Source organism: Mycobacterium sp. 2-64, from assembly GCF_035918375.1.
GTDB lineage: Bacteria > Actinomycetota > Actinomycetes > Mycobacteriales > Mycobacteriaceae > Mycobacterium > Mycobacterium intracellulare.
The window spans coordinates 1,959,917-1,983,837 of the sequence record NZ_CP142361.1; the positions used below are offsets into that span (position 1 = coordinate 1,959,917).

The following is a 23,921-nucleotide window of genomic DNA, read 5'->3' on the forward strand; positions in this document are numbered from 1 at the left end:
CGTTCCCGGCTACTAGCCTGGATCTGTGCCAGATCCCGCCACGTACCGCCCGGCGCCCGGGTCCATCCCGGTGGAGCCGGGCGTCTACCGATTCCGGGATCCGCACGGCCGGGTCATCTACGTCGGCAAGGCCAAAAGCCTGCGCAGCCGGCTCACGTCCTATTTCGCCGACATCTCCGGCCTGCATCCGCGCACGCGGCAGATGGTCACCACCGCGGCCAAGGTCGAGTGGACGGTGGTCAACACCGAAGTCGAGGCGCTGCAGCTCGAATACAACTGGATCAAGGAATTCGACCCGCGGTTCAACGTCCGCTACCGCGACGACAAGTCGTATCCGGTGCTGGCCGTCACCCTCAACGAGGAATTCCCGCGGTTGATGGTCTATCGCGGCCCGCGCCGCAAAGGCGTCCGGTACTTCGGCCCCTATTCGCACGCGTGGGCCATCCGGGAAACGCTGGACCTGCTCACCCGGGTGTTCCCGGCGCGCACCTGTTCGGCGGGAGTGTTCAAGCGGCACAGGCAGATCGACCGTCCGTGTCTGCTGGGCTACATCGACAAATGCTCGGCGCCGTGCATCGGCAGGGTCAGTGCCGAACAGCATCGTCAAATCGTGGACGATTTCTGCGACTTCCTGTCGGGCAAGACCGACCGGTTCGCCCGCGAGCTCGAACAGCAGATGAACGCGGCGGCCGAGCGTCTCGATTTCGAGCGGGCCGCGCGGCTGCGTGACGACCTCGGCGCGCTGAAGCGGGCGATGGAAAAGCAGGCCGTGGTGCTCGGTGACGGGACCGACGCCGACGTGGTGGCCTTCGCCGACGACGACCTCGAGGCCGCGGTGCAGGTGTTCCACGTGCGCGGCGGCCGGGTCCGCGGTCAGCGCGGCTGGATCGTCGAAAAGTCCGCCGACCCGGGCGATTCCGGCGAGGAGCAGTTGGTCGAGCAGTTTTTGACGCAGTTCTACGGCGAGCAGGCCGAATTGGGCGGCGCCGCAGACGAATCGGTGAACCCGGTGCCTCGGGAGGTGCTGGTGCCCTGCCTGCCGTCCAACGCCGACGAGCTGACGAGCTGGTTGTCCGGCCTGCGCGGGTCCCGGGTCGTCTTGAGGGTGCCGCGGCGCGGTGACAAACGCGCGCTGGCCGAAACCGTGCAGCGCAACGCGAAAGAAGCCCTGCAGCAACACAAGCTGAAGCGGGCCGGTGATTTCAACGCCAGATCCGCTGCGCTGCAGAACATTCAGGAAGCCCTCGGGCTGTCCGAGGCGCCGCTGCGCATCGAATGTGTGGACATCAGCCACGTGCAGGGCACCGACGTGGTGGGCTCGCTGGTGGTGTTCGAGGACGGTCTGCCACGCAAATCGGACTACCGGCACTTCAGCATCCGGGAGGCCGCCGGACAGGGGCGCTCCGACGATGTCGCCTCCATCGCCGAGGTGACCCGGCGCCGCTTCGCGCGCCACCTGAGCGAGCAGAACGACCCGAATATGCTTTCGCCGGAAGGGAAGTCCCGCCGCTTCGCCTACCCGCCGAACCTGTACGTGGTGGACGGCGGCGCGCCGCAGGTCAACGCGGCCAGCGCGGTGCTCGAAGGGCTCGGCATCACCGACGTCGCGGTGATCGGGCTGGCCAAGCGGCTCGAAGAGGTGTGGGTGCCCTCGGAACCCGACCCCGTCATCATGCCGCGCAACAGCGAGGGTCTTTACCTGCTGCAGCGTATCCGCGACGAGGCGCACCGGTTCGCGATCGCCTACCATCGCAGCAAGCGATCCAAGCGAATGACGGCATCGGTGCTGGATTCGGTGCCAGGATTGGGAGAACATCGCCGTAAGGCACTGGTAAGCCATTTCGGATCGATAGCCCGCCTCAAGGAGGCCACCGTCGACCAGATCACCGCCGTTCCCGGCATCGGCGTCGCCACCGCCACCGCCGTCCTGGAGGCGCTGCGACCCGAGCAGGCCCCCGACGAGTCCAGGGCCGCGCAGTGACGGGTCCGGGCGAGTTGGCGGGGAATCACTCGGTGGACGCCCCGGCCGGTATCGACGTCGTTCTCGTGACGGGGTTGTCCGGGGCCGGGCGGGGTACGGCGGCCAAGGTGCTCGAGGACCTCGGCTGGTATGTGGCCGACAACCTGCCCCCGCAGCTGATCACCCGGATGGTCGACCTCGGCATGGACGCGGGGTCGCGCATCACCCAGCTGGCGGTGGTGATGGACGTGCGGTCGCGGGGCTTCACCGGAGATCTGGATTCGGTGCGCACCGAGCTGGCGACCCGAAACATCGCCCCGCGGGTGGTGTTCATGGAAGCATCCGACGACATGTTGGTGCGCCGCTACGAGCAGAATCGGCGCAGCCACCCGCTGCAGGGCGATCAGACGCTGGCCGAGGGCATCGCGGCCGAGCGCCGGATGCTGGCATCGGTGCGCGCCACCGCCGACCTGATCATCGACACGTCGACGCTGTCGGTGCGGGGCCTGCGCGAGACCATCGAGCGGGCGTTCGGCAATGACGCCGGCGCGACCACCAGCGTCACGGTCGAGTCGTTCGGTTTCAAGTACGGCCTGCCGATGGACGCCGACATGGTGATGGACGTGCGATTCCTGCCGAACCCGCACTGGGTCGACGAATTGCGCCCCCGCACCGGGCAGGATCCCGCGGTGCGGGATTACGTGTTGAGCCAGCCCGGCGCGGCCGAGTTTCTCGACGCCTACCATCGACTGCTATCTCTGGTCGTGGACGGCTACCGCAGGGAGGGCAAGCGCTATATGACGGTCGCCATCGGCTGCACGGGGGGGAAGCATCGCAGTGTCGCGATCGCCGAGCAATTGATGCAGTTGCTGAACGCCGATCACCAGCTGTCGGTGCGCGTGCTGCACCGGGATCTGGGCCGCGAATGAGCGAGCCGTTCAACCGGGGCATCGTCGCGCTGGGCGGCGGACACGGCTTGTACGCGACCTTGTCGGCGGCCCGCCGCCTTACCCCCTACGTCACCGCCGTGGTGACCGTCGCCGACGACGGCGGATCCTCGGGCCGGCTGCGCGGCGAACTCGGCGTGGTGCCGCCCGGCGACCTGCGAATGGCGTTGGCGGCCTTGGCTTCTGACAGCCCGCATGGGCGTCTGTGGGCGACCATCCTGCAGCACCGGTTCGGTGGCAGCGGCGCTCTGGCGGGGCATCCGATCGGCAACCTGATGCTGGCCGGCCTGTCGGAGGTGCTGGCCGATCCGGTGGCCGCCCTCGACGAGCTCGGGCGCATCCTGGGCGTCAAGGGCAGGGTGCTGCCGATGTGCCCGATCGCCCTGCAGATCGAGGCCGACGTGTCCGGCCTGGAAGGCGACCCGCGGATGTTCCGGGTGATCCGCGGCCAGGTGGCGATCGCGACCACCCCGGGCAAGGTGCGCCGGGTGCGGCTGCTGCCGGATCACCCCCCGGCCACCCGGCAGGCCGTCGACGCCATCATGGCCGCCGACCTGGTGGTGCTGGGCCCCGGCTCGTGGTTCACCAGCGTGATCCCGCACGTGTTGGTGCCCGAGCTGGCGGCGGCGCTGCGGGCGACGTCCGCGCGGCGCGCCCTGGTGCTCAACCTGGTGGCCGAGCCGGGGGAGACCGCCGGGTTCTCCGTCGAGCGTCATCTGCACGTGCTGGCCCAGCACGCTCCGGGATTCACAGTGCACGACATCATCATCGACGCCGACCGGGTGCCGAGTGAGCGGGAACGCGAGCAACTGCGCCGCACCGCCACCCTGCTGCATGCCGAGGTCCACTTCGCTGACGTGTCCCGACCTGGTACACCTTTACATGATCCAGGCAAGCTCGCGGCGGCCCTGGACGGGGTCCGGGCGGCCCGCAAGGGTCCGGAAGCGGCTCCGGCCACGGCCACCGCGGATATTCGGGTCGACGGTGCAAAACCACCACCAGGTGGGGATGGGCCCGCCGGCAGCGGACCAAGGGGTGACGACTCGTGGCGATGACGACCGAAGTCAAGGACGAACTGAGCCGCCTGGTCGTGAAATCGGTCAGCGCGCGCCGGGCGGAGGTCACGTCCCTGCTGCGGTTCGCCGGAGGGCTGCACATCGTGGGCGGCCGCGTCGTGGTCGAGGCCGAGGTCGATCTCGGCAATGTCGCCCGGCGGCTGCGCAAAGACATTTTCGAACTTTACGGCTACACCGCCGTCGTGCATGTGTTGTCCGCCAGCGGAATTCGCAAAAGCACCCGGTACGTGTTGCGGGTGGCCAACGACGGTGAGGCGCTGGCCCGCCAGACCGGGCTGCTCGACAACCGCGGCCGCCCGGTGCGCGGGCTGCCGGCACAGGTGGTGGGCGGCAGCGTCGGCGACGCCGAGGCCGCGTGGCGGGGGGCCTTCCTGGCGCACGGGTCGCTGACCGAGCCGGGACGGTCGTCGGCGCTGGAGGTCAGCTGCCCCGGCCCGGAGGCGGCGCTGGCGTTGGTGGGCGCGGCGCGGCGGCTGGGGGTCAGCGCGAAGGCCCGCGAGGTGCGTGGCGCCGACCGGGTGGTGGTGCGCGACGGCGAGGCGATCGGCGCGTTGCTGACCCGGATGGGCGCCCAGGACACCCGGCTGGTGTGGGAGGAGCGCCGGATGCGCCGCGAGGTGCGGGCCACGGCCAACCGGCTCGCCAACTTCGACGACGCCAACCTGCGCCGCTCGGCGCGCGCGGCGGTCGCGGCGGCCGCCCGGGTGGAGCGGGCGCTGGAGATCCTCGGCGACACCGTCCCCGACCATTTGGCCTCGGCCGGCAAGCTGCGCGTCGAGCACCGACAGGCGTCGCTGGAGGAGCTCGGCCGGCTCGCCGACCCGCCGATGACGAAAGACGCTGTGGCCGGCCGCATTCGGCGGTTGCTGTCGATGGCCGACCGCAAGGCGAAGATCGAGGGCATTCCCGACACCGAGTCGGCGGTGACGCCGGATTTGCTGGAAGACGCCTAACTGGTCGCGCGAATCGCTGTTCGCAAGGGGTGGCGGGGGCTACGGTCGGGGAATGAAACGGCTTTCGAGCGTTGATGCGGCGTTTTGGTCGGCCGAAACCGCGGGCTGGCACATGCACGTGGGGGCGCTGGCGATCTGCGACCCGAAGGAATGCTCCGAGTACAGCTTTGCGCGACTGCGCGAGCTGATCATCGAGCGGCTGCCGGAATTGCCGCAGTTGCGGTGGCGGGTCACCGGGGCGCCATTCGGCCTGGACCGGCCGTGGTTCGTCGAGGACGAGGACCTGGACCCCGACTTCCACATCCGGCGCATCGCGGTTCCGGCGCCCGGCGGTCGGCGCGAACTCGAGGAACTGGTGGGGCGGTTGATGTCCTACAAGCTGGACCGCGCCCGGCCGCTGTGGGAGATGTGGGTGATCGAGGGTGTCGAGGGCGGCCGGATCGCGTCGCTGACCAAGATGCACCACGCCATCGTCGACGGCGTCTCGGGCGCCGGCCTGGGTGAGATCCTGCTGGACGTCACGCCGGAACCGCGACCGCCGCAACAGGAGACGGTCGGATCGCTGGTGGGGTTGAATATTCCGGGCATCGAGCGGCGTGCGGTGGGCGCGCTCATCAACGTCGGCGTCAAGACGCCGTTCCGCGTCGCGCGGCTGGTGGAGCAGACCGTGCGCCAGCAGATCGCCACGCTGGGGGTGCGCAGCCGGCCGCCGCGCTACTTCGAAGCGCCGAAAACCCGCTTCAACGCGCCGGTTTCGCCACACCGGCGCATCACCGGCTGCCGCGTCGAACTGGCCCGCGCCAAGGTCGTCAAGGACGCCTACGGTGTGAAGCTCAACGACGTGGTGCTGGCGTTGGTGGCCGGCGCCGCCCGCGACTACCTACTCAAACGCGGTGAGCTGCCTGCCAAACCGCTCATCGCGCAGATCCCGGTGTCGACGCGCACCGACGAGAACAAGGATGACGTCGGCAACAAGGTGAGCTCGATGACCGTCTCGTTGGCCACCCACATCGAAGACCCCGGGGAGCGGCTGCGGTCCATCCACGAAAGCACCCAGAACGCCAAGCTGATGGCCAAGGCGTTGTCGGCGCATCAGATCATGGGGCTGACCGAGACGACACCGCCGGGGTTGTTGGGGCTGGCCGCGCGGGCCTACACCGCCAGCGGTCTGTCGCGAAACCTGGCCCCGATCAACCTGGTTGTCTCGAATGTGCCCGGCCCGTCGTTCCCGCTGTACATGGCCGGCGCCAAGCTCGATTCGCTGGTGCCGCTGGGGCCGCCGGTGATGGACGTCGCGCTGAACATCACCTGCTTCTCCTACACGGATTACCTCGACTTCGGCTTCGTGACGACGCCCGAGGTGGCCAACGACATCGACGACATGGCCGATCGTATCGAGCCGGCGCTCACCGACCTCGAAAAGGCCGCCGCGCGGGAGAACAGCCCCAACTAGGCCTGCTGCCAGGCGATCTCACGACTATGAGGCGCCGCGATCTGAGCTAGCGGCGATCGTGAAGTGTTATGCGGCGCCGGGATTGTCGGCTTCGTCGTCGTCGTGTTCGTGGTGGAGGAGTTTTTCGGGGTGGTGGTAGGTGTTGGTGCGGGGTTGGCCGCGCTCGAGGTGGGGTGGGGGTTTCCATTCGGTCTCGCCGCGGAAGTTTTTGCGGGTGGTCCAGCCGCCGGGGTTGAGCATGCGGTGATGGGGGCCGCAGGCGAAGGTGAGCTGGTTGATGTCGGTGCTGTGGCAGGTGCTGTAGTCGGTGGTGTGGTGGACTTCGCAGTAATAGCCCGACACGGTGCAGCCCGGGGCGGTGCAGCCGCGGTCCTTGGCGTACAACACGATTCGCTGCCCCGGGGAAGCCAGGCGCTTGGTGTGATAGAGCGCCAGGGCCTTGCCCTTATCGAAAATCGCCAAGTAATGGTGGGCGTGGCGGCCCAGGCGGATCACCTCACTCATCGGCAGGATGGTGCCCCCACCGGTCAGGGCTCGCCCGGCGGCGGCCTCCAACTCGGCCAGGGTAGTGGTGACGATGATCGAGGCCGGTAACCCGTTGTGCTGACCCAACTCCCCGGAGGCCAACAGCCCACGCAGCGCCGCCAGCAGCGCGTCATGGCCGCGCTGAGCCTTCGAGCGGGTATCACCGTCGATGGCCTCTTGGCTGGGCGTCCCCTCCACGCACGGGGTGTCGTCGAGCGGGTTGCACATGCCCGGGGCGCCGAGTTTGGCTTCCACGGCTTCCAGCGTGGCGCGTAGTTCGGGGGTGATCAGGCCCCGCAGCTCCGACATGCCGTCGGCTTGTTGGTTGCCCAGGGTCACCCCGCGGCTGCGGGCGCGGTCCTCGTCGGTGAAGAGGCCGTCGGGATTGAGGCAATCTTCCAGGACGTGGGCCAGGCCGTCGAGTTCGTCGGGCCGGTGATACGCGGCGTGACCGGCCAGGTCGGCCTCGACCCGCTCGCGGGTGGCCGGGTCGATCCAGCCGGGCAGGCGGCGAAAGAATCGGCGGATCACCGCCACATGGGCGGCGCCGAGTTCACCGCGGGCCTGGGCGGCGGCGGTGGCGGCCAACACCGGGGGCAAGGGTTCACCGGTCAGGCCGTGGCGCGGGCCCAGATCGGCGGCGTCTTTGACCCGCCGGGCGGCCTCGGTGTGGCTGATCCGCAGCCGGTCGGCGATCGCCTGATCCAGCGGGCCGCCGAGTTCTTCGATGCTGGCTTGGCGGGCCAGGTGATTGATCAACGCATGCTCAGCCACCGGCAGCCGGCGGCGCGTCTTTTCGCAGCGCTCTAACAGAGCCAGGCACTCCCGAGGAGCCAGCGCATCAAAACTCAGCCCCGCCACGCCCTCGATCGCGGCATCAAGCGCGTCGAAGGCCGCGCTGATCGCGTCCCGATCGATGATGCCGCCCGAACTCATACCGTCAACCTATCGAGGCCCACCGACACAAAACCCCGCATTGTGACCACAGAAACCACAGTGACACAAGGGAATTCAATATCCGTTTCCGATATCCGAAATCGTGTCGGCGGGAGCGCGGGCGGCTCGTGTCGCCGGGAGCGCGGGCGGCTCGGGGCGCGGGAGCGCGCACGGCCCGGGGCGCGGGAGCGCGCACGGCTCGGGGCACCGCCTCGGGCGGCCGAGAGCCGTCCTAGTCGCGCTGGGGCGGACGCGTCGCGTACACCCACGACAAGAACCGCGCCACGGCCTCCGCGGAACGGTGGGCCCGCGGGGAACTGAAGATGTCGAAAGCGTGTTGAGCGTGCGGCAATTCGGCGTAGGCGACCGGTGACTTGGACACCGCGCGCAGCTCCTCGACGAACTCCTGCGCCTCGCCCACCGGGATCAGCGAATCGTCGTGCCCGTGCAGGACGAAGAAGGGTGGCGCGTCGGCGCGCATCCGACGGATCGGTGAGGCGTCGACGTAGATGTCGCGGTGGGTGCTGAATTTCCGCTTGACGACGAACTTTTGGAGCAACTCCACGAATTCGCGCCGGCCCTCGCCCTCGGTGGAAAACCAGTCGTAGCGCCCGTACACCGGGACCGCGGCGACCACCGACGTGTCGGCCTCCTCGAAGCCCGGCTGGAACGCCGGGTCGTTGGGTGTCAGCGCCGCCAGCGAACACAGGTGGCCACCGGCCGAACCGCCCGTGATCGCCACGAAATTCGGATCCCCGCCGTAGCGGGAGATGTTCTCCTTCACCCAGGCCAGCGCGCGCTTGACGTCGACGATGTGGTCGGGCCAGGTGTGCCGCGGCGACACCCGGTAGCCGATGGACACGCACACCCAACCGCGCGCGGCCAGGTGGCTCATCAGCGGATAGGCCTGGGGCCGGCGCATTCCGATCACCCACGCGCCGCCGGGCACCTGCACCAGCACCGGCGCCTTGCCGTCGCGCGGTAGATCGTGGCGGCGCCAGATGTCGGCCAGATTGGCGCGGCCGTGCGGCCCGTAGGACACCACGTTCGTCTTCTCGACGTAGCGGCGCCGCGCCACCGTATTCCCCAGCGGCAGGGTGCGACGCCCGCTGCGGGTGGGCTTGGTTTGCGGCAGCTTGTCGAGCGCCTCTTCATAGTCGTCGCCGAGTTGCTCGCGCAGCCCCGCCTCCAGCACTGGCCCGGGGGTCGTCACGCCGCGATACTTGATCACCGCCAGGATGGCCCAGGACGCCGCCGTCAGCGCCAGCGCCACCTTCCCGCGACGTCCCGCGAAGTCGCCGCGGCGCCCGCGCCGCAGCACGTCCAAAAGCGAAGCGGAGAAGTACACGCCCGGCACCTCGGACGCCGGCCACCCGAACCAGAACACCAGCACCGTGCTGTAACCCTTGCGGGCCAGCGGCCGTAAACCGTTGGCGGCGTTGGCCAATTCCAGCGCGGCGCGCACCAGTGGCCTGGGCCTTCTGATCATCCGGGTGAACCGCATCAGCCGCCGACCCGTGCTCGCAGCTCCGCGCGCAGGATCTTGCCCGTGCTGCTGCGGGGGAGTTCATCCAGGACCGCGATCTCGCGCGGCACCTTGTAGTTGGCGAGGTTGTCCCGCACGTGTTGCTTGAGGGCGTCGGGGGTGGCGCCGGCGCCCGGCTCCAGCACCACGAACGCCGCCAGCCGCTGGCCGTATTGTTCGTCGTCGACGCCGATCACCGCCGCCTCGGCCACGTCGGGATGTGCTGCGAGCGCCTTCTCCACCTCGATCGGGTAGACGTTCTCGCCGCCGGACACGATCATCTCGTCGTCGCGGCCGACGACGAACAGCCGGCCCGCGGAATCCAGATACCCGACGTCGCCCGACGACATGAATCCGGCGTGAAAGTCTTTCGTGCTGCCCGAGGTGTAGCCGTCGAACTGGGTGTTGTTGCGCACGTAGATGCTGCCGACCTCGCCGGCGGGCAGCTCATTGAATTCCGGGTCCAGGATGCGGATTTCGGTTCCACCGGCGGGCCGGCCCGCGGTGTCGGGCGCCGCGCGCAGGTCGGCCGGCGTGGCGGTGGCGATCATGCCCGCCTCGGTGGCGTTGTAGTTGTTGTAGATCACGTCGCCGAACTCGTCCATGAACGCGGTGACGACGTCGGGGCGCATCCGCGAACCGGATGCCGCGGCGAACCGCAGGGACCGGCCGCTGTAGCGGCGCCGCACCTCGGCCGGCAGATCCATGATCCGGTCGAACATCACGGGCACCACCACCAGGCCGGTCGCCTTGTGCCGGTCGATAAGGTCCAGGGTGGCCTCCGGGTCGAATTTGCGCCGGGTGATCACCGGGCAGGCGAACGACGCCGCGAGCAGCAGCTGGGAAAAGCCCCAGGCGTGGAACATCGGCGCCACGATCACGATGGGCTCCTCCGCCCGCCACGGCGTGCGGTCCAGGATCGCCTTCAGCGTTCCGATTCCCGCGTTGCCGCCAGATTGCTTGGCGCCCTTGGGCGTTCCGGTGGTGCCGGAGGTGAGCAGGATCATCTTGCCCTTGCGCCCGGTGCGCTGGGGTTGAGCGCCTGCCCGGGCCGCGATCAGCCCCTCGACCGTGCGCTCATGCTCGGCATCGGTCCACGCCACGATGCGGGTCGCGTCAGGCGTGCCGGCCAGCGCGCGGTCCACCGTCTCGGTGAACTCCTCGTCGTAGATGACGGCGTCGACGCCCTCGCGGGTCACCACGTCGGCCAGCGCCGGCCCGGCGAACGACGTGTTGAGCAGCAGGATGTCCGAGCCGATCCGGTCGGCGGCCACCAACGCCTCGACGAAACCGCGGTGATTGCGGCACATGATCCCGATGACGCGGGGCTGGCCCGACGGCAACCCCTGCAGCGCCGCGGCGAGCGCGTTGCACCGCTCATCGAGTTCGCGCCAGGTCAGGCTGCCCCGCTCGTCGATCAGGCCGGGCCGATCCGGGCAGCGTTGGGCGGCGCTGGCGAACCCTGACGTCATGCCCATGCCTTCGCGGCGCATGGCCGCGGCGATCCGCACGTAGCGATCCGGGCGCATGGGCGCGATCAGTCCGGCGCGGCGCATGGTGCCGATCAGACCAAGGGTCTCGCGCAAAGGGTTTGGCATGACTCAGCCGAGGATCGGGAACCGGCGCTTGGCGGCGAGCTCGGTCAGCGCCTCCTGCATCACCGAGCGCACGTACTCGTCGACCTCGTCGATGTCGGGGTCCTCGCCGAACTTTCCGGCGATGTCGATCGGCTCCAGCACCCGGGTCACGATCTTGGTCGGCAGCGGCAGGTTGGGCGGGATGACCGCACTCAGGCCGAAGGGGAAACCGAACGAGACCGGCAGAATCGCGCTGCGCAGCAACCGTTTGATGCCCAGCCGCTCGGCCAGCCAGGTGCCGCGCGTCAGGTAGAGCTGCGTCTCCTGCCCGCCGATCGACACCGCGGGCACGATCGGGACGCCGGCGTCGATCGCGGTGCGGACGTAGCCCTTGCGGCCGTTGAAGTCGATGACGTTCTCCGACAGCGTGGGCCGGTAGACGTCGTAGTCGCCGCCGGGGAACACGATCACGACCCCGCCGGACCGCAGCGCGACGGCCGCGTTCTCCCGATTGGCCCGGATGTATCCGGTACGCCGGAAGAAGTCCGCGGTGGGGCCCGTCATGAGGATGTCGTGGCTCAGCGTGTAGACCGGCCGGTCGTAGCCGAGCTTGTCGTAGAAGTGGGCGCTGAAGATCGGGACGTCCATCGGGAACATGCCGCCCGAGTGGTTACCGACCACCAGCGCACCGCCGGGCGGGAACGAGTCCAGGCCGTGTACCTCCGACCGGAAATACGTCTTCAAGACCGGGCGCATCACCGCCATCAGGCGCTGGGTCAAGACGGGGTCGAATTTGCCGATGTCCCCGCCATCGGCGTTGTCGCTGTCGGTCACATTCCTCCCTTGACGCTCGCGCCGGGCCAGGTGCCGAGTCGAGTCCCTCGATGGTAGCGACCAAGGAAGCGCCGCCGTCGGGGTGTTTCGGCATTTTCGCCCGCGTAAGCCGTTGAGTCGGCTGCGGTGCCGATACATTCGATGGGCCAGCTGGTTTTCCGACAGGAACGAGGCCGCCCATGGGATTCATGTCACCGGAGCTTCCGGAAGTCGACCGCAGCACCTGGCCCACGTTGCCCCGGGCCACCCGGCTGCAAGTCGTGACCCGGCACTGGGCGGAACACGGCTTCGGCACGCCATACGCGGTGTATTTGCTCTACCTGCTCAAGATCGCCCTCTACGTCGCCGCGCCCGCCGCGATCATCTCGCTTACCCCCGGCCTGGGCGGTCTGGGCCGCATCGGCGACTGGTGGACGCAACCCATCGTCTACCAGAAGGTCGTCATCTTCACGCTGCTGTTCGAGGTCACCGGCCTCGGCTGCGGATCCGGGCCGCTGACCGGGCGGTTCATGCCACCGATCGGCGGCATCCTTTACTGGTTGCGACCCAACACAATTCGGCTCCCGGCCTGGCCCGGCAAGGTTCCGTTCACCCGCGGCGACACGCGCACCGCCTTCGACGCCGCGCTGTATGCCATCGTTCTGATCGGCGGGGTGTGGGCGCTGCTGTCGCCCGGTCACGGCGGGCCGGTCACCACCGCGGGCGATGTCGGCCTGATCGACCCCGTGCGGGTCGTCCCGACGATCGTGGCGCTGGCCCTGTTAGGTCTACGCGACAAGACGGTCTTCCTGGCCGCCCGCGGCGAACACTATTGGCTGAAGCTGTTCGTGTTCTTCTTCCCGTTCACCGATCAGATCGCGGCCTGCAAGCTCATCATGCTCTGCTTGTGGTGGGGCGCAGCGGTTTCCAAGCTCAACCACCATTTCCCTTACGTGGTGGCGGTGATGACGAGCAACAACGCGCTGCTGCGAAGCCGGGTGTTCACCCCGCTGAAGCACCTGCTCTACCTCGACCACGTCAACGACCTGCGACCGTCGCTGCTGCCCAAGCTGATGGCCCACGTCGGCGGCACCACAGCGGAATTCGTGGTTCCGACGGTGCTGGTCTTCTTCGCCGCCGATCACCCGTGGCGATGGTTTCTGATCGGGTTCATGGTGCTGTTCCATCTCAACATCATTTCCAACCTCCCAATGGGAGTGCCCTTGGAATGGAACGTGTTCTTCATCTTCTCGCTGTTCTATCTGTTCGGGCATTACGGCGCGGTCCGGGCCACCGATCTTCGCTCGCCCGTGCTGCTCGCCCTCGTGATCCTCGCGGTGGTGGTGGTCATCGTGGGAAACATGTTCCCCGAAAAGATTTCGTTCCTTCCGGCAATGCGGTACTACGCCGGCAACTGGGCCACCAGCGTGTGGTGCTTTCGTGCGGGCGCCGAGGAGAAGATCGACGCCGACATCGTGAAGAGCTCCGCGCTCGTCGTCAATCAGCTGGCGAGGCTCTACGACCCGGAAACCGCCGAAATCTTGGCGGACAAGATCGCCGCCTTCCGCGCGATGCACGTGCATGGCCGGGCGCTCAACGGGCTGCTGCCGCGCGCGATCGACGACGAAGCCGACTACAAGATCCGTGAGGGCGAAATCGTTGCCGGGCCGCTCGTCGGGTGGAACTTCGGCGAGGGCCACCTACACAACGAGCAACTTGTGGAGGCGGTGCAACGCCGCTGCCGCTTCGAGGACGGCGACCTGCGGGTCATCGTCCTGGAGGGTCAGCCCATCCACGTCCAACGGCAGTCGTATCGCATCCTCGACGCCAAGACCGGCCTGATCGAGGCGGGCTACGTCGACGTCAAGGACATGCTGACCCGCCAGCCGTGGCCCGAGTCCGGGGATGACTGCCCCGTCCACGTCATTGATGACGCCCATGGCTAGGGCAGTCGTCGTCGGCGCCGGGCCGAACGGGCTGGCCGCCGCGATCCACCTCGCCCGCCACGGTGTCGACGTGCAGGTGCTGGAGGCCGGCGAGACGGTCGGCGGGGGAGCGCGCTCGGCCGAGCTGACGGTGCCCGGGGTGATCCACGACGTCTGCTCGGCTGCGCATCCGATGGCAGTGGGTTCACCGTTCTGGGAGGAGATCGACCTGCCGAGCTACGGGCTGACCTGGAAGTGGCCGGAGGTCGACTGCGCGCATCCGCTCGACGACGGCACCGCCGGGTTGCTGTACCGGTCGATCGACCGAACCGTGGCCGAAATGGGCGCCGACGGACGGCGGTGGCGGCTCGCGGTGGGCGATCTCGCCGCCGGCTTCGACGAGCTGTGCCAAGACCTGATGCGCCCGGTCCTGCATGTTCCGCACCACCCCATCCGGCTTGCTGCCTTCGGGCCGCGCGCGCTGTTGCCGGCGACCGTGCTGGCCCGCTGGTTTCGCACCGAGCGGGTGCGCGCGCTATTCGGCGGCCAGGCCGCGCACGCGTATACCCGGCTCGACCGGCCGCTGACGGCCGCAATGGCGCTGATGTTCATGGCCAGCGGGCACCACTACGGCTGGCCGGTGGCTGCGGGCGGATCGGGTTCGATCATCGCGGCGCTAGCAGACGTCCTGGCCGAACACGGCGCTGCGATCACCACCGGCGTCACAGTGACCAGCCGCAAAGACATTCCCGACGCCGACATCGTCATGCTCGACCTCACCCCGGCCGCGACGCTGCGGCTCTACGGCGACGCCATGCCCGGCCGCATCAAGCGCTCCTACCGGCGCTACCGCCAGGGGTCCTCGGCCTTCAAGGTCGACTACGCCATCGAGGGCCACATTCCCTGGACCAATCCCGACTGCGGTCACGCCGGCACCGTGCACCTGGGCGGGACATTCGCCGAGATCGCACACAGCGAACGCGAGCGGTCGCAAGGACGGATGTACCGGCGGCCGTTCATCATCCTTGGGCAGCAGTACCTGGCCGACCCGTCGCGCTCGGCGGGCGATATCAACCCGATCTACGCCTACGCCCACGTGCCGTTCGGCTACACCGGCGATGCCACCGAGATCATCACTGACCAGATCGAGCGCTTCGCGCCCGGATTCCGCGACCGCGTCGTCGCCACCGTCACCAGCGGTACCGCCGATCTGCAGGCCTACAACCCCAACTTCATCGGCGGCGACATCATCGGCGGCGCCAACGACGGGCTCCAAGTGATCCTGCGGCCGCGGGTCTCGGTCAACCCGTACGCGACCGGTGTCCCCGGTGTCTATCTGTGTTCGCAGTCCACCCCGCCGGGGGCCGGCATCCACGGGTTGTGCGGCTACCACGCGGCCGAGGCGGCCCTGGGCTGGCTGCGCAAGCGCCGCAATCCGGCCTAGCGGTACGGGCCGCGTGTGGCCGACGTCACGGCCGATGTACCAGCGCGGCAACGGGTGGCGGCGCTGATCTAGGCTGGCGACGAGCGCAAATCAGCGGACACAGGAAAGAAGACAGAGGAGAGACAAGTGACGGTCCGAGTAGGTATCAACGGCTTCGGTCGAATCGGGCGGAACTTCTACCGGGCCTTGCTGGCTCAACAGGAGCAAGGCACCGCTGACATCGAGGTGGTCGCGGTCAACGACCTCACCGATAACGCCAGCCTGGCGCACCTGCTGAAATTCGACTCCATCCTGGGCCGCCTGCCGCACGACGTCAGCCTCGAGGGTGACGACACCATCGTCGTCGGCAACGCCAAGATCAAGGCGCTGGAGGTCAAGGAGGGCCCGGCGGCGCTGCCCTGGGGCGACCTGGGCGTCGACGTCGTCGTCGAGTCCACCGGCATCTTCACCAACGCCGCCAAGGCCAAGGGCCACCTGGACGCCGGCGCCAAGAAGGTGATCATCTCCGCGCCGGCCACCGACGAGGACATCACCATCGTGCTCGGCGTCAACGACGACAAGTACGACGGCAGCCAGAACATCATCTCCAACGCCTCGTGCACCACGAACTGCCTGGGGCCGCTGGCCAAGGTGCTCAACGACGAGTTCGGCATCGTCAAGGGCCTGATGACCACCATCCACGCCTACACCCAGGACCAGAACCTGCAGGACGGCCCGCACAAGGACCTGCGCCGCGCCCGCGCCGCCGCCCTGAACATCGTGCCGACCTCCACCGGCGCGGCCAAGGCCATCGGCCTGGTGCTGCCCGAGCTGAAGGGCAAGCTCGACGGCTACGCGCTGCGCGTGCCGATCCCCACCGGCTCGGTCACCGACCTGACCGCCGAGCTGAAGAAGTCCGCCACCGCCGAGGAGATCAACGCGGCGATGAAGGCGGCCGCCGAGGGGCCGATGAAGGGCATCCTCAAGTACTACGACGCGCCGATCGTCTCGAGCGACATCGTCACCGACCCGCACAGCTCGATCTTCGATTCCGGGTTGACCAAGGTGATCGACGACCAGGCCAAGGTGGTGTCCTGGTACGACAACGAATGGGGCTACTCCAACCGCCTGGTGGACCTGGTCGCCCTGGTCGGCAAGTCGCTGTAACCCGTGGCCGTCCACACGCTCAAAGACCTTCTCGGCGAGGGGGTTTCGGGCCGAGGCGTGCTGGTGCGCTCGGACCTGAACGTGCCGCTCGATGACGGCAAGATCACCGACCCCGGGCGCATCACCGCCTCGGTGCCGACGCTGAAGGCGCTCGTCGAGGCGGGCGCCAAGGTGGTGGTCACCGCGCACCTCGGGCGTCCCAAGGACGGGCCGGACCCGAAGCTGTCGCTGGCGCCGGTCGCCGCGGCGCTCTCCGAGCAGCTGGGCCGCCACGTGCAGTTGGCCGGGGATGTCGTCGGCACCGACGCGCTGGCCCGCGCCGAGGGGCTGACCGACGGCGACGTCCTGCTACTGGAGAACATCCGCTTCGATGCCCGCGAGACCAGCAAGGACGACGCCGAGCGGCTCGCCCTCGCCCGCCAGCTCGCCGAATTGGTCGGGCCCACAGGCGCTTTCGTCTCCGACGGCTTCGGCGTGGTGCACCGCAAGCAGGCCTCCGTGTACGACATCGCGACCCTGCTGCCGCACTACGCCGGCACGCTGGTGGCCGAGGAGATCCAGGTGCTCCAGCAGCTGACCAGCTCCACCAAACGCCCCTACGCCGTGGTGCTCGGCGGGTCGAAGGTGTCCGACAAGCTCGGGGTCATCGAGTCGTTGGCCACCAAGGCCGACAGCATCGTCATCGGCGGCGGCATGTGCTTCACTTTCCTCGCCGCGCAAGGCTTTTCCGTCGGCAAGTCACTGCTGGAGACCGAGATGGTGGACACCTGCCGGCGGCTGCTGGACACCTACGTCGACGTGCTGCGGCTCCCGGTGGACATCGTGGTGGCCGACAAGTTCGCCGCCGACGCGACACCGCAGACCGTCGCCGCCGACGCCATCCCGGACGACCTGATGGGTCTGGACATCGGGCCCGGATCGGTCAAACGGTTCGCCACCTTGCTGTCCAACGCCGAGACCGTCTTCTGGAACGGGCCGATGGGCGTGTTCGAGTTCCCGGCGTTCGCCGCGGGCACCAAGGGCGTCGCCGAAGCGATCGCCACCGCGACCGGCAAGGGCGCCTTCAGCGTGGTCGGCGGCGGGGACTCGGCGGCGGCCGTGCGCGCGCTGGGCATCCCGGAAGGCGACTTCTCGCACATCTCCACCGGTGGGGGAGCGTCGCTGGAATACCTTGAGGGCAAGACGCTTCCGGGTGTCGAGGTACTGGACCGTCCGCAACCGACTGGAGGCGCAGCGTGAGCCGCAAGCCACTGATCGCCGGCAACTGGAAGATGAACCTCAACCACTTCGAGGCGATCGCGCTGGTGCAAAAGATCGCGTTCGCGCTGCCGGACAAGTACTACGACAAGGTCGACGTCACGGTGCTGCCGCCGTTCACCGACCTGCGCAGCGTGCAGACCCTGGTCGACGGCGACAAGCTGCGGCTGACCTACGGCGGGCAGGACCTGTCCCAGCACGACGCCGGGGCCTACACCGGCGAGATCAGCGGCGCCTTCCTGGCCAAGCTGGGCTGCACGTTCGTCGTCGTCGGGCACTCCGAGCGCAGGACGTACCACCACGAGGACGACACCGTCGTCGCCGCCAAGACCGCCGCGGCGCTCAAGCACGAACTGACCCCGATCGTCTGCATCGGCGAGCACCTCGAGGTGCGCGAGGCCGGAAACCACGTCATCCACTGCGAAGAGCAGCTGCGGGGGGCGCTGGCCGGGCTGTCCACCGAACAGATCGGCAAGGTCGTCATCGCCTACGAGCCGGTGTGGGCGATCGGCACCGGGCGGGTGGCCAGCGCCGCCGACGCCCAGGAGGTGTGCGCGGCGATCCGCAAGGAGTTGGCGTCGCTCGCCTCGCCCCAGGTCGCCGACTCGGTGCGGGTGCTCTACGGCGGCTCGGTCAACGCCAAGAACGTCGGCGAGCTCGTCGCCCAGGACGACATCGACGGCGGCCTGGTCGGCGGCGCGTCGCTGGACGGCGAGCAATTCGCCACGCTGGCGGCCATCGCCGCCGGTGGGCCTCTTCCGTGATGCGGCCAAGGCACCGGTAGGCTGGCCGTCATGCAGTTGGCTTTGCAGATCACCCTGGTCGTCACCAGCATCCTGGTGGTGCTGCTGGTGCTGCTGCACCGCGCCAAGGGTGGCGGCCTGTCCACGCTGTTCGGCGGTGGCGTCCAATCGAGCCTGTCCGGATCCACCGTGGTGGAAAAGAACCTGGACCGCCTGACGCTGTTCATCACCGGCATCTGGCTGGTGTGCATCATCGGCATGGCGCTGCTGATCAAGTACCACTGACGACCTGACCGCCCCGCGGCACGCCGATACTGGGACGCATGGCTGACGCCTCCGAAGCCCCCGAGGACACCCTGGAACCGATCGGCGCCGTCCAGCGCACCCCGGTGGGGCGCGAGGCGACCGAGCCGATGCGGGCCGACATCCGGCTGCTGGGCGCCATCCTGGGCGACACGGTGCGCGAGCAGAACGGGCGCGAGGTGTTCGAGCTCGTCGAACGCGCCCGAGTGGAATCGTTCCGGGTGCGCCGCTCCGAGATCGACCGGGCGGAGCTGGCCCGGATGTTCTTTCGCATCGACATCCACCAGGCCATTCCGGTCATCCGCGCGTTCAGTCACTTCGCGCTGCTGGCCAACGTCGCCGAAGACATCCACCGCGAGCGCCGCCGCGCTGTCCACGTCGCCGCCGGCGAACCACCGCCGGACAGCACCCTGGCCGCGACCTACGCCAAACTCGATGAGGCACAACTCGATTCGGACACGGTTGCCGACGCGTTGAAGGGCGCCGTGGTCGCTCCGGTGATCACCGCCCACCCCACCGAGACCCGCCGGCGCACCGTCTTCGTCACCCAGCACCGGATCACCGAGCTGATGCGGCTGCACGCCGAGGGGCACGCCGAGACCGACGACGGCCGCAACATCGAACTCGAGTTGCGCCGCCAGGTCCTCACGCTGTGGCAGACCGCGCTGATCCGTCTGTCCCGCCTGCAGATCACCGACGAGATCGAGGTGGGTCTGCGCTACTACGCCGCCGCGTTCTTCAAGGTGATCCCGCAGGTCAACGCCGAGGTCCGCGACGCCCTGCGCGCCCGCTGGCCCGACGCCGACCTGTTCGACGAGCCGATGCTGCAGCCCGGCTCCTGGATCGGCGGGGACCGCGACGGCAATCCGAACGTGACGGCCGACGTGGTGCGCCAGGCCACCGGCAGCGCCGCGTTCACCGCGCTGGCGCACTACCTGGCCGAGCTGACCGCGCTGGAGCAGGAGCTGTCGATGTCGGCGCGCCTGGTCTCGGTCACCCCCGCGCTGACCGAACTCGCCGGGGGCTGCGCGGAGAAGGCCCGCGCGGACGAACCGTACCGGCGGGCGGCGCGGGTGATCCGCGCCCGCCTCAGCGCGACGAGCGCGGCGATCCTGGACCGGACACCGCAGCAGGTGCTGGATCTGGGGCTGCCGCCGTACGAAACCCCGGCCGAACTGGGCGCCGATCTCGACACCATCGACGAGTCGCTGCGCGGCCACGGCAGCGCGCTGCTGGCCGACGACCGCCTGGCGCTGCTGCGAGAAGGCGTGCGGGTCTTCGGGTTCCACCTGTGCGGCCTGGACATGCGGCAGAACTCCGACGCGCACGAAGAGGTGATCGGCGAGCTGCTGGCGTGGGCCGGCGTGCACCCGGACTACCGGTCGCTGCCCGAAGACGAGCGCGTCGAGCTGTTGGCGGCCGAGCTGGGCACCCGCCGCCCGCTGGTGGCCGACGACGCGCAGCTGTCCGACCTGGCCCGCGGCGAGCTGGATGTGGTGCGCGCCGCCGCGCAGGCCATCAAGCGCTACGGACCGTCCGCCGTCCCCAACTACGTGATCTCGATGTGCCGTTCGGTCTCCGACGTCCTCGAGGCCGCGATCCTGCTGAAAGAGGCGGGGCTGATCGACGCGTCCGGTGCCGAACCCTACTGCCCCGTGGGCATTTCCCCGCTGTTCGAAACCATCGACGATCTGCACAACGGCGCGACGATCCTGCACGCGATGCTGGAACTTCCGATCTACCGGGCGCTGGTGGCCGCGCGCGGCGAGACCCAGGAAGTGATGCTGGGTTACTCGGACTCCAACAAGGACGGCGGGTATTTGGCGTCCAGCTGGGCGGTGTACCGGGCCGAGCTGGCGCTGGTGGAAGTGGCGCGCAAAACCGGAATCCGGTTGCGGCTCTTCCACGGTCGCGGCGGCACCGTCGGGCGTGGCGGCGGGCCGAGCTACGAGGCGATCCTGGCGCAGCCGCCCGGCGCGGTGAACGGCTCGCTGCGGCTCACCGAGCAGGGCGAGGTGATCGCCGCCAAATACGCCGAACCGCAAGCGGCGCAACGCAATCTGGAGAGCCTGCTGGCCGCCACGCTGGAGTCCACGCTGCTGGACGTCGAGGGCCTGGGCGACGCCGCGGAGCCGGCGTACGCGGTGCTCGACGAGGTGGCCGTGCTGGCCCAGCGGGCCTACGCCGAATTGGTGCACGACACACCGGGTTTCGTCGACTACTTCATGGCCTCCACCCCGGTCAGCGAGATCGGGTCACTGAACATCGGCAGCCGGCCGACGTCCCGCAAACCCACCGAGTCGATCTCGGACCTGCGCGCCATCCCGTGGGTGCTGGCGTGGAGCCAGTCGCGGGTCATGCTGCCCGGCTGGTACGGCACCGGATCGGCATTCGAGCAGTGGATCGCGGCGGGCCCGCAGAGCGAGGCCGAGCGGGTGAGCATCCTGCACGACTTGTACCAGCGCTGGCCGTTTTTCCGCAGCGTGCTGTCGAATCTGGCTCAGGTGCTGGCCAAAAGCGACCTCGGCCTGGCGGCCCGCTACGCCGAATTGGTCGACGACGAGGAATTACGGCGCCGGGTCTTCGGCAAGATCGTCGACGAGCACGGCCGAACCATCGCCATGCACAAGCTCATCACCGGGCAGGACAACCTGCTCGCGGACAACCCCGCGCTGGCGCGGTCGGTGTTCAATCGCTTCCCGTACCTCGAGCCGCTGAACCACCTCCAGGTGGAGTTGCTGCGCCGGTACCGCTCCGGCGACGACGACGAATTGGTGCAGCGCGGGATATTGCTGACGATGAACGGGCTGGCGAGCGCGTTGCGCAACAGCGGCTGACGACGCGCGTACTTCCCGCGCTGACCACCGGTGTTGCGGCACGCGGTGTCGGCGTCGTTATGGTTGAGTCGTGGCTTGCCTGCGCGGGCCGCGCACGCAGGGACGAACATCCAACGGGGGAGGTTGGCATTTGAAATCCATCACATTCGGCAAGACGGGGCTTGAGGTTTCCCGGTTGGCCTTCGGCACCTGGGCGTTCAGCAGCGACTGGGGCCAAGCCGACGAGGACGCCGCGATCACCATGATCCAACGCGCGCGTGACCTGGGGATCAACTTTTTCGATACCGCCCAGCAATACGGGTTCGGGGAATCCGAGCGCATTCTCGGCAAGGCCCTTCGCGACGATTTCGCGCGGGCCCGCGACGAGTTGGTGATCGCCACCAAAGGCGGGTTGCGCAAAACCGACACGGGACTGGTCCGCGACGCCAGCCGCGAGTACCTGCGCAGCGGTGTCGAGTCCAGCCTCCGCGCGCTGGGCGTGGATTACATCGACCTCTACCTGGTCCACTGGCCGGATCCCACGACTCCGGCGGCCGAGACGGGTGAAGCGCTCGCAGAACTGGTGTCGGAGGGCAAGATTCGGCACGTCGGTGTCTCGAACTACGACACGACCCAGATAGAGGAACTTTCGGCCACGCTTCCGGTGGAAGCGGTGCAGCCGCCGTACCACCTGTTTCGCCGTGACATCGAATCCGACCTGCTGCCCTATTGCCACGCCCACGACATCGGGGTGATGGTGTACGGACCGCTGGCGCACGGCCTGCTCACGGGAACCATGAAGCCAGACACCAGCTTTGCCGACGGCGACTGGCGCGGCAAGAGTCCGATCTTCACCGGCGAGGATTATCTGCGTAACCTCAAAGTCGTTGATGACCTGAGCCATTTGGCCATCGATCTCGGCGTCACGACGAGCCAGCTGGCCATCGCCTGGACGCTCGCGCAACCCGGTGTGCACACCGCCATCATGGGCGCGCAGCACGTCACCTACCTGCAGGACAGCGCCGGTGCGGCCGACGTCACGCTGACCGACGCGGACCTGGCCGCGATCGAGGACATCATGAAGTCGGCGACGCCGGTCGGCGGCCCGGCCCCCGAGATGCACGAGAAAAAGGCGAGCTGACCAGGGGAGGGCGCCTAGCCCTTCACCAGCTCGCCGACGTGCGCGGTCACCGAATCGGCCAGGGCTTGCAGGTCATAACCGCCTTCGAGCACCGCCACCAATCGGCCGTCGCACAGCATCTCCGCCGATTTCATCAATTCCCTGGTGACCCAGGCGAAGTCGTCGGTCGTCATGGTCAGCGAGCCCAACGGATCGCGCTCGTGCGCGTCGAATCCGGCGGACACGATGATCAGTTCGGGTGAAAAGGCGTGCAGCGCGGGCAGTATCCGGTCGGCGAAGGCGGCGCGCAATTCGGCGCCGCCGTCGCCGGGCGCCAGCGGCGCGTTGAAGATGTTGCCGACCCCGGTTTCCCGCGCCGCGCCGGTGCCGGGAAACAGCGGCATCTGGTGCGTGGACGCGTAGAGCACGCTCGGGTCGGAGTAGAAGATCTGCTGCGTGCCGTTGCCGTGATGGACGTCGAAATCGACGATGGCGACGCGCATCAGCCCGTGTTTGCGCTGCGCGTGCCGCGCGCCGATGCTGATGTTGTTGAACAGGCAGAAGCCCATCGCGCGCTCGGACTCGGCGTGATGCCCCGGCGGCCGACACGCGACGAATGCGTTCTGCACGTCGCCGGCCAGCACCCGGTCCACCGCCCGCAGCGTGGCGCCCACCCCGCGCAAGGCCGTCTCCCACGTCGAGGGCTCCATCATGGTGTCGCCGCCGTCGAGATAGACGTAGCCGTGCTCGGGGCGCGCCGCCTCGAGCGCGTCCACGTAGCGGTTGGAATGCACGTAGCGCGTGGCGGCAAGCTCGGCCGGCTCGGCCGTCTCGCGCACCAGCGCGTCGAACCGGGGCTGGCGCAGCGCCGCCTCCACCGCGCGGTAGCGGTCCGGCCGCTCCGGGTGCCCGGGGGCCGTCCGATGCGCGGCGAAGGCGGAGTGGTGCAGCAGCAGCGTGGCCATCAGGGGTCGGGGCCTACTCCGCGGTCCGGTTGCGCAGCCTGTCCAGCAGACCGCGCACCGCGTGCTCGGTGATCGCCAGGGGCGACATCATGGTCTCGCCCACCTTCACCATCTCGTCGATCCGCGCGACGATGGCCTCCACGGGTTCGACCAGCACGATCAGCCGCTTGGCCAGATCGTCCAGGCTGGCCATGGTGCCGTCCAGGTGATCGAGGCCGGCTTCCAGGCGTTCCACCGTGGCGTTCAGCGCCGACAAGGAGCTGCTGAGCTCTTTCATGGTGTTGCTCAAACCGTCGAGGACGTCTTCGACCTGCTCCACCGTCTTGTCGGCGTTCAAGGCGGCCTGGGTGAGCGTCTTGATCCGGCTTCGCTCTTGCCCCCCGCGCACGGTTCTGTCTGCCATGACCGCCATTATGACCCGGACGGGCCGGCCGGGG

Annotated in this window: 19 protein-coding genes; 13 read left to right on the plus strand and 6 right to left on the minus strand. The window is 68.6% G+C overall.

What is annotated here, in order from left to right:
- Window positions 1-25: 25 nt before the first annotated feature.
- The 5 genes from uvrC to QGN31_RS09680 are packed head-to-tail and all read left to right on the plus strand — an operon-like array spanning window position 26 to window position 6,389.
- Entirely contained in the window at window positions 26-1,981 is a 1,956-nt protein-coding gene (uvrC, locus tag QGN31_RS09660; RefSeq protein WP_036459229.1) for an excinuclease ABC subunit UvrC, read from the plus strand.
- Between the two features lie 14 nt (window positions 1,982-1,995).
- Window positions 1,996-2,889 (plus strand): RNase adapter RapZ, encoded by an 894-nt coding sequence (gene rapZ, locus QGN31_RS09665; protein ID WP_026071327.1) that lies wholly within the window; start codon window positions 1,996-1,998, stop codon window positions 2,887-2,889.
- Window positions 2,886-3,962, plus strand: a complete 1,077-nt coding sequence (locus tag QGN31_RS09670) for a YvcK family protein (RefSeq protein ID WP_009956168.1) — start codon at window positions 2,886-2,888, stop codon at window positions 3,960-3,962. The genes rapZ and QGN31_RS09670 overlap by 4 nt, the downstream gene beginning before the upstream one ends.
- The gene (gene whiA, locus QGN31_RS09675) at window positions 3,959-4,936 is read left to right on the plus strand and encodes a DNA-binding protein WhiA (protein ID WP_026071328.1); all 978 of its coding nucleotides are present in this window, start codon (window positions 3,959-3,961) and stop codon (window positions 4,934-4,936) included. Before QGN31_RS09670 ends, whiA begins: the two co-directional genes overlap by 4 nt.
- Before the next feature lie 52 nt (window positions 4,937-4,988).
- Window positions 4,989-6,389 (plus strand): WS/DGAT/MGAT family O-acyltransferase, encoded by a 1,401-nt coding sequence (locus QGN31_RS09680; protein ID WP_009954040.1) that lies wholly within the window; start codon window positions 4,989-4,991, stop codon window positions 6,387-6,389.
- 66 nt (window positions 6,390-6,455) lie between these two features.
- Here the strand turns inward: QGN31_RS09680 and QGN31_RS09685 are convergent, their stop codons facing one another.
- From QGN31_RS09685 to QGN31_RS09700, 4 genes are all read right to left on the minus strand, one after another.
- Window positions 6,456-7,850 (minus strand): HNH endonuclease signature motif containing protein, encoded by a 1,395-nt coding sequence (locus tag QGN31_RS09685; RefSeq protein ID WP_014942461.1) that lies wholly within the window; start codon window positions 7,848-7,850, stop codon window positions 6,456-6,458.
- A 232-nt stretch (window positions 7,851-8,082) separates the two neighbouring features.
- Window positions 8,083-9,354 carry an alpha/beta hydrolase gene (locus QGN31_RS09690; RefSeq protein ID WP_014942460.1) on the minus strand — a complete coding sequence of 424 codons (1,272 nt, stop codon included), beginning with the start codon at window positions 9,352-9,354 and terminating at the stop codon, window positions 8,083-8,085.
- The gene (gene fadD12, locus QGN31_RS09695) at window positions 9,354-10,973 is read right to left on the minus strand and encodes an acyl-CoA ligase FadD12 (RefSeq protein ID WP_014942459.1); all 1,620 of its coding nucleotides are present in this window, start codon (window positions 10,971-10,973) and stop codon (window positions 9,354-9,356) included. The genes QGN31_RS09690 and fadD12 overlap by 1 nt, the downstream gene beginning before the upstream one ends.
- A 3-nt stretch (window positions 10,974-10,976) precedes the next feature.
- Window positions 10,977-11,786 (minus strand): lysophospholipid acyltransferase family protein, encoded by an 810-nt coding sequence (locus tag QGN31_RS09700; protein ID WP_014712003.1) that lies wholly within the window; start codon window positions 11,784-11,786, stop codon window positions 10,977-10,979.
- A gap of 179 nt (window positions 11,787-11,965) precedes the next feature.
- On the opposite strand from QGN31_RS09700, the gene QGN31_RS09705 reads away from it, so the two are divergent.
- The 8 genes from QGN31_RS09705 to QGN31_RS09740 all read left to right on the plus strand — a co-directional run bounded on the left by QGN31_RS09705 (window position 11,966) and on the right by QGN31_RS09740 (window position 22,540).
- Window positions 11,966-13,711, plus strand: coding sequence for a DUF3556 domain-containing protein (locus QGN31_RS09705; protein WP_014942458.1), 1,746 nt, complete (start codon window positions 11,966-11,968; stop codon window positions 13,709-13,711).
- Entirely contained in the window at window positions 13,704-15,134 is a 1,431-nt protein-coding gene (locus tag QGN31_RS09710) for a phytoene desaturase family protein (protein WP_014942457.1), read from the plus strand. The genes QGN31_RS09705 and QGN31_RS09710 overlap by 8 nt, the downstream gene beginning before the upstream one ends.
- 126 nt (window positions 15,135-15,260) lie before the next feature.
- Window positions 15,261-16,280 (plus strand): type I glyceraldehyde-3-phosphate dehydrogenase, encoded by a 1,020-nt coding sequence (gene gap / locus QGN31_RS09715; RefSeq protein ID WP_009951905.1) that lies wholly within the window; start codon window positions 15,261-15,263, stop codon window positions 16,278-16,280.
- A gap of 3 nt (window positions 16,281-16,283) precedes the next feature.
- Window positions 16,284-17,519: a phosphoglycerate kinase gene (locus QGN31_RS09720; RefSeq protein WP_014380462.1), complete on the plus strand. Its 1,236-nt coding sequence runs from the start codon at window positions 16,284-16,286 to the stop codon at window positions 17,517-17,519.
- Window positions 17,516-18,301, plus strand: coding sequence for a triose-phosphate isomerase (gene tpiA / locus QGN31_RS09725; protein ID WP_014942456.1), 786 nt, complete (start codon window positions 17,516-17,518; stop codon window positions 18,299-18,301). Before QGN31_RS09720 ends, tpiA begins: the two co-directional genes overlap by 4 nt.
- Window positions 18,302-18,331: 30 nt before the next feature.
- The gene (gene secG, locus QGN31_RS09730; RefSeq protein WP_008258126.1) at window positions 18,332-18,565 is read left to right on the plus strand and encodes a preprotein translocase subunit SecG; all 234 of its coding nucleotides are present in this window, start codon (window positions 18,332-18,334) and stop codon (window positions 18,563-18,565) included.
- Window positions 18,566-18,603: 38 nt separating this feature from the next.
- Window positions 18,604-21,420, plus strand: coding sequence for a phosphoenolpyruvate carboxylase (gene ppc, locus QGN31_RS09735; protein ID WP_014942455.1), 2,817 nt, complete (start codon window positions 18,604-18,606; stop codon window positions 21,418-21,420).
- Between the two features lie 130 nt (window positions 21,421-21,550).
- Window positions 21,551-22,540 (plus strand): aldo/keto reductase, encoded by a 990-nt coding sequence (locus tag QGN31_RS09740; protein ID WP_009951912.1) that lies wholly within the window; start codon window positions 21,551-21,553, stop codon window positions 22,538-22,540.
- Between the two features lie 14 nt (window positions 22,541-22,554).
- Here QGN31_RS09740 and QGN31_RS09745 read toward each other — a convergent pair whose 3' ends face one another.
- Both QGN31_RS09745 and QGN31_RS09750 read right to left on the minus strand, forming a co-directional pair.
- Entirely contained in the window at window positions 22,555-23,484 is a 930-nt protein-coding gene (locus tag QGN31_RS09745; RefSeq protein WP_014942454.1) for a histone deacetylase family protein, read from the minus strand.
- A 13-nt stretch (window positions 23,485-23,497) separates the two neighbouring features.
- Window positions 23,498-23,896: a hypothetical protein gene (locus QGN31_RS09750; protein ID WP_009955772.1), complete on the minus strand. Its 399-nt coding sequence runs from the start codon at window positions 23,894-23,896 to the stop codon at window positions 23,498-23,500.
- Window positions 23,897-23,921 lie beyond the last annotated feature (25 nt).

Excerpts from the sequence above, each read along its gene's own strand:
- QGN31_RS09670 (WP_009956168.1), top strand. The coding sequence starts at position 2,886 with ATGAGCGAGCCGTTCAACCGGGGCATCGTCGCGCTGGGCGGCGGACAC.
- whiA (WP_026071328.1), top strand. The coding sequence starts at position 3,959 with ATGACGACCGAAGTCAAGGACGAACTGAGCCGCCTGGTCGTGAAATCG.
- QGN31_RS09680 (WP_009954040.1), top strand. The coding sequence starts at position 4,989 with ATGAAACGGCTTTCGAGCGTTGATGCGGCGTTTTGGTCGGCCGAAACC.
- QGN31_RS09685 (WP_014942461.1), bottom strand. The coding sequence starts at position 7,850 with ATGAGTTCGGGCGGCATCATCGATCGGGACGCGATCAGCGCGGCCTTC.
- QGN31_RS09690 (WP_014942460.1), bottom strand. The coding sequence starts at position 9,354 with ATGCGGTTCACCCGGATGATCAGAAGGCCCAGGCCACTGGTGCGCGCC.
- fadD12 (WP_014942459.1), bottom strand. The coding sequence starts at position 10,973 with ATGCCAAACCCTTTGCGCGAGACCCTTGGTCTGATCGGCACCATGCGC.
- QGN31_RS09705 (WP_014942458.1), top strand. The coding sequence starts at position 11,966 with ATGGGATTCATGTCACCGGAGCTTCCGGAAGTCGACCGCAGCACCTGG.
- QGN31_RS09710 (WP_014942457.1), top strand. The coding sequence starts at position 13,704 with ATGGCTAGGGCAGTCGTCGTCGGCGCCGGGCCGAACGGGCTGGCCGCC.
- secG (WP_008258126.1), top strand. The coding sequence starts at position 18,332 with ATGCAGTTGGCTTTGCAGATCACCCTGGTCGTCACCAGCATCCTGGTG.
- ppc (WP_014942455.1), top strand. The coding sequence starts at position 18,604 with ATGGCTGACGCCTCCGAAGCCCCCGAGGACACCCTGGAACCGATCGGC.
- QGN31_RS09745 (WP_014942454.1), bottom strand. The coding sequence starts at position 23,484 with ATGGCCACGCTGCTGCTGCACCACTCCGCCTTCGCCGCGCATCGGACG.
- QGN31_RS09750 (WP_009955772.1), bottom strand. The coding sequence starts at position 23,896 with ATGGCGGTCATGGCAGACAGAACCGTGCGCGGGGGGCAAGAGCGAAGC.